Here is a 6,515-nt window from a genome sequence, read left to right on the forward strand (position 1 = left end):
CTTATGCTGCAATAGAAGTCAAATCATTATTGAATTTTGCTAAAGCTGGAAAATCAGTTTTTAGTTTCAGGAAAAAATATAAAGTTGATAAAATCCTTGTCCTTTCTGAAAACTTCTCTTGTTATGACAGAGTAAAGCAGATATGCTTTCTTCCTATCCCTTTTTTATAGCACTGTGAATCTATTTATGTCTTGAGCGGTATTTGATTACCTTTACCTTTTCCTTTGTGATCAATCCTTCCTGCACCACTTCATCTAAGAAGGGTTGGATTTCAGCTATTTTCTCCTCATGGTCGACAATTTCGATTACTATTGGCAAGTCTTCAGAGAGCCGCAGTACCTTTGCAGCATGGATCCTCGAATGAGCGCCAAATCCCATTATTCCTTTGAGCACTGTTACTCCTGCCAATCCCAATTCCTTGGCTTTGAGAAGTATGGCTTCATAAAGAGGTTTCCCTTTATATGTGTCTGCTTCCCCAATAAAAATCCTCAATAAGACTCCGTCTTCAGGAAGTTTCATCAGTTACCTCCTATTGCTTTTGCAATGAAAAAGCCAAGAAAAACCAATATTATGGCTGCGGCATTGCTTAAGAATATATTGATTAGTGCTAACCACTTTTCATTGTCCCTTATAAGGTTGACGCTTTCAAGAGCAAAAGTGGAAAATGTAGTGAAGCTTCCAAGAAATCCAATAAAAATGAATGTGCGCGTATTGGGAGAAATATTGAATATTTCTGAGAATCCCCAAAGAAGCCCTATTAAAAAAGAGCCTGCAAGATTGACAACCATCGTGCCAGCAGGAAAAAGCCCCGGATAAATTCTCGAGATGAAGCCTGCAAGAGAATATCTTGCCACAGCGCCTGCGCCTCCGCCAAGAACAAGCATTATAACTTTAATCATTTTGAAAACACTATTATATAAATGTAAATCTATTCAACGAAGTGATAACATAAAGGAGTGAATAATGAAATTAAAAAAACGGAGGAGGTAGGATTCGAACCCACGGTACCTTGCGGTACAGCGGTTTTCAAGACCGCCGCCTTCGACCACTCGGCCACTCCTCCGTCATAATTTGAAGCTTATATATAAATGCAAAAAAGATTTTTTTCAATATTTTTGATGATCTTTTTCAATCTTTATTCTTCCAATTGTTATGGAGAAATCTTCTCGATGCCATTCATATATGGTATTAATGCTTCAGGTATCAATACAGAGCCGTCCTCCTGCTGATAGTTTTCAAGCAAAGCGACAAAAGTTCGCCCCACAGCCAATCCTGAGCCATTCAATGTATGGACGAACTCGGTTTTCTTTGAGTTTTTTCTCTTAAACCTGATATTTGCTCGTCTCGCTTGGAAATCCTCAAAGTTGGAACAGGAAGAAATCTCGACATATTTGTTTCTTGAAGGAATCCATACCTCTATGTCATAGGTTTTTGCTGAAGAAAAACCAAGATCTCCTGTGCAGAGAATTACGACTCTATAAGGAAGCCCTAATTTTTGAAGAATTTTTTCAGCATCATTAGTAAGAGATTCAAGTTCATCATATGAATTTTCAGGAAGTGAAAATTTTACAAGCTCTACTTTGTCGAACTGGTGTTGACGAATGAGCCCCCGTGTTTCCTTTCCATAAGTGCCAGCTTCACGCCTGAAGCAGGCAGTATAAGCCGTGTATTTTATAGGCAGTGCCGATTCATCCAATATTTCCCCACTATGAAGGTTTGTAACAGGCACTTCTGCTGTTGGTATTAGATAAAGCTCATCATTCGTTTTGAAAAGATCTTCCTCAAATTTTGGGAGTTGTCCAGTGCCGGTCATACTTTGTGCATTTACAAGAAATGGAGGAAAGATTTCGCTGTAACCGCTTTCTTTTGTATGGATATCGAGCATAAAATTGATAAGAGCACGCTCCAACTTTGCCCCATCATCTTTAAATATTGCAAACCTTGTACCGCTTATCTTTGCCCCTCTTTCAAAATCAAGTATTCCCAAAGCTGTTCCAATTTCAACATGATCTTTGGGGGTAAAAGAAAAATCTCGAATCTCACCCCATCTGCGCACCTCCACATTATTGCTGTCGTCTTTTCCTTCAGGAACATCGGGATGAGGAATATTCGGAATTTCTTGGAGTAATTGTGTGATATGGTTATTTATTCCATTAAGTCTTTTATCAAGATCCTTGATTTGTTCTGAAACTCGTTTCATCTCCTTGATAAGTTCAGAGACATCTTCTTTCTTCTTTTTTCTTCTGGCTATTTCATCAGATGCCTTATTGCGTTTTGCTTTGAGCTCTTCTACTTCCTGAATAGTCCTTCTTCTTTCTTCATCTTGCTCAATCAATTCCTCGATTGGAAATGAACCGTGTCGTGAAGCCAAAGCATTTATTACCTTTTCCTTTTCCTCACGAATTCTTTTGATATCAAGCATTTAATATCAACCCCTTTAAATCTTTTATTAATAGAAATCTAATCAAAAAAACTTAAAAGATATTATCTTGATTACAGATGTTAAGTCAAACATTCATAGAAAAAAGACTTCCTTTATGGTTTGAAAAAAAATTGATCAAAGTATATAAGAAGCAGGATTAAAGTTCAAAATTAATACTTATGGAGGAGATAGAAGTGGAAAGATTAAGAAGAACAATGCTTTATGTTCCCGGTTCAAGTGAAAAAATGATCAATAAATCAACAACGCTTGAAGTAGATTCGCTAATAATAGACCTTGAAGACGCTGTTGCAATTACAGAAAAGGAAAACGCAAGGTCCTTAGTGGCAGAGATGCTTTTGAAAGTTGACTTTGGAGAGAAGGAAAAGAATGTAAGAATTAATTCCCTCGAAACACCATTTGGAGAAGAGGATATTAGAACAATTGTCCCTTCAAAACCGGATGGTATAATTATCCCAAAGGTAAATTGCGCTGAAGATGTAAGAAAGGTTGAAAGAATTGTGGAGGAGGTTGAAAAATCAACAACAGTTGAGGTAGGAAGTATAAATTTAATGGCTATGATTGAAACCCCTCAGGGGATAGCTAATATTGATGAAATCGCTTCTTCTTCAAAAAGGATGAAAGCATTGTTATTTGGAGCGGCAGATTATACCAAAGAGACAAGAGGAAGGATTACTCAGGAGCGTCTTGAAGCAATTTATCCTTTAAATAGAATATTGATTGCGGCGCGCTGTGCGGGGATTGACGCTATAGATTCTCCTTACTTTAATGTTAGGGATGAAGAGGGGCTTGTGAAGCATACACAGTTTGTGGTTAATATGGGCTATGATGGCAAATCAGTAATTCATCCCGGCCAGATTGCTCCTGTGAATAAGCTTTTCAGCCCCACAGAGGAGGAAATTGCTTTTGCCAAAAAGATTATCGACGCCTATGAAAAAGCAAAAGCCGAAGGCAAGGGCGCTATTGAAGTAGATGGGGAACTCGTTGAACAGCTTCATGTGGATAACGCAAAACGTGTTCTCTTGAAGGCAGAGAAAGCGGGTCTTCTTTGATATTTAGTCTAAAATCGTTTTAATAGTGATGAGATGAAGAAGAAAAAGATATCGATTCTGGGTTCTACCGGATCAATAGGACAAAACTGTCTCGATGTAATATCAAAGTTTCCCGAAAGGTTTGAAATCATAGGGCTTGCTTCTAATACCAATACTGAACTATTGAAAAAGCAAATTGAAGCATTCAATCCTAAGGAGGTTGCTCTCTTTAATGAAAATGCCTCAAAGAAAATGTCTGCAGAAATAGATTCGTCAATTAAAGTTTATAGTGGCATCGAGGGATTGAATCGAATAGCCACAAATGAGGAGGTTGACCTTGTAGTTTCTTCAATGATTGGAGCGGCAGGGTTGATTCCGACCTTTGAGGCAATAAAAAGCGGGAAAAATATCGCATTAGCAAATAAGGAATCCTTGGTCGTTGGGGGTAAAATCATAACTGAGGAAGCCGTAAAAAAAGGGATACGCATTCTTCCTATAGATAGTGAGCACAGCGCTATCTTCCAATCTTTGGAAGGACATCGGAGAGAAGATATTAGACGAATTATTATTACTGCTTCAGGTGGACCATTTCTCAATTACACCGAGGAAGAGATGCAGACCATAAAACCTGAAGATGCCTTGAAGCATCCCAATTGGAAAATGGGGAAGAAGATTACAGTTGATTCTGCAACTATGATGAATAAAGGACTTGAAGCGATTGAGGCGAAATGGTTATTTGACATTGAAATAGAGAAAATCTCAGTTGTAGTTCATCCTGAAAGTATTATTCATTCTATGGTTGAATATATTGACGGCAGCGTTGTGGGTCAGCTTGGAATACCTGATATGAGAATCCCTATATCGCTGGCTCTTGCCTATCCTGAGCGTTTGCCAAATGAATACCCTTCGCTCAATCTACCAGCGAAGGGAGAGCTTACATTTTATGAACCTGATTTGAAGAAATTTCCTTGTTTGGCGCTTGCCCTTGAAGCTGGAAAGATTGCAGGCACAATGCCGGCAGTGTTGAATGCGGCAAATGAAGTTGCTGTTCATTCTTTTCTTGAAGAAAAATTGTCATTTAATAATATACCTGTTGTCATAGAAAATACTATGAATAAGCATAAGAGCAGAGAGGTGGCATCTATTGGAGATGTGTTGGATGCAGATAGATGGGCGAGAGAAGAATCAAAGAGAATAATTGAAGAGCTTGAGAAAGGGCTGTGATATGAAATCTGAAAAGATAAAAGCTCTTGCGTTGCTCTCAGGAGGCCTTGACAGCACATTAGCAGTGAAAGTTGTCCAAGAGCAGGGGATTGAAGTGTATGCAATCAATTTCATATCTCCTTTTTGCCGCTGTACATCAAAAAAAAGGGGATGTATCAGTGAAGCGAAAAGAGTGTGTGATGAATTTGGAGTTAAATTGAAAACCGTATATGTAGGGAAGGAATATATTGAAGTAATTAGAAATCCTAAATTCGGTTACGGCAAGAATATGAACCCCTGTATTGATTGCAGGATTTTTATGCACAAGATTGCAGGTGAATATATGAAAGAGATAGGAGCTAAGTTCATCATAACGGGTGAAGTCCTTGGACAGCGGCCAATGTCTCAGCGAAGGGATACTATCAACATAATAGACAGAGAAAGTGGATTGAAAGGATTGGTTTTGAGACCCTTGAGCGCAAGATATTTTCCTGAAACGATTGCCGAAAAAGAAGGATGGATCGACAGGGACAAGCTTCCGGCAATCACTGGACGGTCAAGAAAGAAACAGATGGCGCTGGCGGAAGAATATGGAATTAACGATTATCCTTGCCCTGCAGGTGGCTGCCTTTTGACTGATGCTTCATTTGCAAGACGCTTGAAAGACCTTTTTGATAATCAAAGGGAAGTGTCTATGGGAGATATAAATCTATTGAAAGTAGGCCGCCATCTTCGTATTGATAAAGAAACAAAACTGGTTATTGGAAGAAATGAGGCTGAAAATAATGGATTAAAGAATATGCTAAAAGACGAAGATATCTGCTTTGAGCCTGTCAATGTACAAGGTCCTTCGGCTATATTGCGAACAAATTCCTCTCAAAAGAATATCGAACTCGCCGCGCGATTGATTGCTTATTATTGCAAGGGAAACGGGGACGGAATAACTTTATCTGCGAAAAAGCACTCGGAGGATAAAGAAACATTCCTACAAACAAAACCTGCCGATTCGGAAGAGATAGATAAATATATTTTAAGATAAAAAAAGCGGGCGATGGGAGTCGAACCCACGACGTCAAGCTTGGGAAGCTTGCATTCTACCGCTGAATTACGCCCGCATCAACTTAATATTTATATAGCGTGATTGTTTTTCCTTGTCAATCAAAAGGAGTTGAAAATGAATGATGCTATTTTTCTGTCTTAACGCTTTTTTCCCCATAAATGAGATTGAACACTATGGGTATGAAAAGCATAGTAAAAATAGTGGATGCAAATATACCAAAGATTATTGACCAAGCTAATCCACTGAATATTGGATCAAGTGTTATAACAACATTCCCAAGAAGTGAAGTTCCTGCAGTAAGAAGAATGGGACGAAATCTTACAGCACCTGATTCCAAAAGAGCAATACGAAGTTCTTTGCCTTCCTTAATACTGTTTCTAATGAAATCTATTAGAATGATCGCATTTCTTACCACAATTCCGGAAAGGGCAATCATTCCTATCATAGCGGTAGCAGAGAAAAATACTGGATTATCATATCCACTTACGGGCTTGTTTGCTATAAGGTTTAAAATAAAAAATCCGGGCAAAATTCCTATTAATGTAAAAGGGATCGATATCATTATTATCAAGGGCATAATAAAGGATGATGTTTCTATTACAAGAAGCAAATAGATACCAGCAAGAGCACCTGCAAAACCAATTCCTAAGTCTCTAAAAACGTCAAGTGTTATCTTCCATTCTCCTTCTCCGTTCCATACAACTTTTATATTCTTTGGAGGTTTTTCTTTTTTTACTGAAAGTATCAGTTTTAATATTATATTGACAGGACTAATACCTAC

Annotated in this window: 7 protein-coding genes and 2 tRNA genes; 3 read left to right on the forward strand and 6 right to left on the reverse strand. The window is 38.3% G+C overall.

The features are described from left to right. Positions 1-180: 180 nt before the first annotated feature. The 4 genes from D6734_10565 to D6734_10580 all read right to left on the reverse strand — a co-directional run bounded on the left by D6734_10565 (position 181) and on the right by D6734_10580 (position 2,422). Positions 181-519 (reverse strand): DUF190 domain-containing protein, encoded by a 339-nt coding sequence (locus D6734_10565; GenBank protein RMF93228.1) that lies wholly within the window; start codon positions 517-519, stop codon positions 181-183. Further along, entirely contained in the window at positions 519-899 is a 381-nt protein-coding gene (gene crcB, locus D6734_10570) for a fluoride efflux transporter CrcB (GenBank protein RMF93229.1), read from the reverse strand. The genes D6734_10565 and crcB overlap by 1 nt, the downstream gene beginning before the upstream one ends. Positions 900-978: 79 nt before the next feature. Beyond that, a tRNA-Ser gene (locus D6734_10575) sits at positions 979-1,063 on the reverse strand. Positions 1,064-1,150: 87 nt separating this feature from the next. Beyond that, on the reverse strand, positions 1,151-2,422 hold the full coding sequence (locus D6734_10580; GenBank protein ID RMF93230.1) for a serine--tRNA ligase: 1,272 nt from the start codon (positions 2,420-2,422) through the stop codon (positions 1,151-1,153). Positions 2,423-2,601: 179 nt separating this feature from the next. On the opposite strand from D6734_10580, the gene D6734_10585 reads away from it, so the two are divergent. Genes D6734_10585 through D6734_10595 form a run of 3 tightly spaced genes read left to right on the forward strand, consistent with a single transcriptional unit; the run spans position 2,602 to position 5,713 of the window. Then, complete coding sequence (locus D6734_10585; protein RMF93231.1) at positions 2,602-3,492, forward strand: CoA ester lyase; 891 nt, start codon at positions 2,602-2,604, stop codon at positions 3,490-3,492. A 33-nt stretch (positions 3,493-3,525) separates the two neighbouring features. Next, positions 3,526-4,695, forward strand: coding sequence for a 1-deoxy-D-xylulose-5-phosphate reductoisomerase (locus tag D6734_10590; GenBank protein RMF93232.1), 1,170 nt, complete (start codon positions 3,526-3,528; stop codon positions 4,693-4,695). 1 nt (position 4,696) lies between these two features. Beyond that, positions 4,697-5,713 (forward strand): DUF814 domain-containing protein, encoded by a 1,017-nt coding sequence (locus tag D6734_10595; GenBank protein ID RMF93233.1) that lies wholly within the window; start codon positions 4,697-4,699, stop codon positions 5,711-5,713. 4 nt (positions 5,714-5,717) lie between these two features. Here D6734_10595 and D6734_10600 read toward each other — a convergent pair. Both D6734_10600 and D6734_10605 read right to left on the reverse strand, forming a co-directional pair. After that, positions 5,718-5,789 (reverse strand) — tRNA-Gly (locus D6734_10600). Between the two features lie 69 nt (positions 5,790-5,858). Then, positions 5,859-6,515 (reverse strand): efflux RND transporter permease subunit (locus D6734_10605; protein ID RMF93234.1); only part of this gene is annotated, 657 nt, incomplete at its 5' end.

This window comes from Candidatus Schekmanbacteria bacterium (assembly GCA_003695725.1).
Classification (GTDB): Bacteria; Schekmanbacteria; GWA2-38-11; order GWA2-38-11; family J061; genus J061.

What these genes read in the sequence shown, in the direction of transcription:
- D6734_10585 (RMF93231.1), top strand. Translation starts at nt 2,602, where the DNA reads ATGGAGGAGATAGAAGTGGAAAGATTAAGAAGAACAATGCTTTATGTT.
- D6734_10595 (RMF93233.1), top strand. Translation starts at nt 4,697, where the DNA reads ATGAAATCTGAAAAGATAAAAGCTCTTGCGTTGCTCTCAGGAGGCCTT.
- D6734_10580 (RMF93230.1), bottom strand. Translation starts at nt 2,422, where the DNA reads ATGCTTGATATCAAAAGAATTCGTGAGGAAAAGGAAAAGGTAATAAAT.
- D6734_10565 (RMF93228.1), bottom strand. Translation starts at nt 519, where the DNA reads ATGAAACTTCCTGAAGACGGAGTCTTATTGAGGATTTTTATTGGGGAA.
- crcB (RMF93229.1), bottom strand. Translation starts at nt 899, where the DNA reads ATGATTAAAGTTATAATGCTTGTTCTTGGCGGAGGCGCAGGCGCTGTG.
- D6734_10590 (RMF93232.1), top strand. Translation starts at nt 3,526, where the DNA reads ATGAAGAAGAAAAAGATATCGATTCTGGGTTCTACCGGATCAATAGGA.